The sequence below is a fragment of the Methylobacterium sp. NPDC080182 genome, assembly GCF_050281105.1.
GTDB lineage: Bacteria > Pseudomonadota > Alphaproteobacteria > Rhizobiales > Beijerinckiaceae > Methylobacterium.
Genome location: NZ_JBNNWO010000063.1, coordinates 1 through 1,269, shown reverse-complemented (window position 1 = coordinate 1,269; position 1,269 = coordinate 1). Strand labels below are relative to the sequence as shown.

The window sequence follows — 1,269 nt, the reverse complement described above, 5'->3', positions numbered from 1 at the left end:
GCAGGCGACCACGGTAGGGTCAGCGACTGGGGTGAAGTCGTAACAAGGTAGCCGTAGGGGAACCTGCGGCTGGATCACCTCCTTTCTAAGGATGCTGACAGCAGGATGACCGGTCTCCGGTCCGCTCCTCGGACGGCGTCATTAGGATATCAGGGCTCAGTCAGAGCCCCTTGGCGGGACAGATGCCGCCCTCGTTTCTCTTCCTCACCAGATAGCGCGATCGCCGGAGCGGTCCGACCGTGGCTCAGGCTATGGTCCGGTCCGCGACAGCTCGATCGTACTGGGCCTGTAGCTCAGGTGGTTAGAGCGCACCCCTGATAAGGGTGAGGTCGGACGTTCGAGTCGTCCCAGGCCCACCATGGACGGGAGGCTTTTGCCTGCGGCTTGACCCTTTGGGGCCATAGCTCAGCTGGGAGAGCGCGTGCTTTGCAAGCATGAGGTCGTCGGTTCGATCCCGTCTGGCTCCACCACTTTTTGGGACTTGAGGCTGCTCCTGCAGCTTCGCTCAATGAGACGGTGTCGAGCCCGCTATCTGGAACATGCGTTTGCCGCAGCAATGATCAGCGAGGACCGTCAGGTTCGGTTGGACGTGCTGTTTGGCGAAGACATCAGTGACATCGTGAAGAGGGAATGTGGCCGTTGGGGCAGCGAAAGCTGTGAACCCTGGCGGTCATGTTCGGCAAGCATACGGTGGTGGGTCCGGAAACGGATCTGCCACTGGTCTTTTTGTGACCGTGTCAGACTTTTGCGCTGGATCCACTGGACCCAGTCACAAAAGAACGGACATCGATCACGAGAGCGATCAAGTGCCTTAAGAGCATTCGGTGGATGCCTTGGCGCTGAGAGGCGATGAAGGACGTGGTACGCTGCGATAAGCCTTGGGGAGCTGCGAACGAGCTTTGATCCAGGGATTTCCGAATGGGGAAACCCACCTTCGACCTTCCGTATGGCGGCTGCAGACAGATCTTCGGATCGGCCTGCGGCTCTCATACGGTTGGTCATGTGAAGGTATCAAATCCTGAATTCATAGGGGTTTGAAGCGAACCCGGGGAACTGAAACATCTCAGTACCCGGAGGAAAGGACATCAACGAGACTCCGTCAGTAGTGGCGAGCGAACGCGGATCAGGCCAGTGCCTGTGTTGAGTTTACCGGAACGGTCTGGAAAGGCCGGCGCGATGGGTGACAGCCCCGTACGGGACGGACGATACACAGGACTCGAGTAGGGCGGGACACGTGAAATCCTGTCTGAACATGGGGGGACCACCCTC

Annotated in this window: 2 tRNA genes and 2 rRNA genes; all 4 read left to right on the top strand. The window is 58.9% G+C overall.

What is annotated here, in order from left to right:
* A 16S ribosomal RNA gene (locus ACQKQD_RS34125) occupies positions 1 to 85 on the top strand; the annotation flags it as partial.
* A gap of 197 nt (positions 86 to 282) precedes the next feature.
* Positions 283 to 359, top strand: a tRNA-Ile gene (locus ACQKQD_RS34120).
* 35 nt (positions 360 to 394) lie between these two features.
* A tRNA-Ala gene (locus ACQKQD_RS34115) sits at positions 395 to 470 on the top strand.
* A 330-nt stretch (positions 471 to 800) separates the two neighbouring features.
* Positions 801 to 1,269 (top strand): 23S ribosomal RNA (locus ACQKQD_RS34110); the annotation flags it as partial.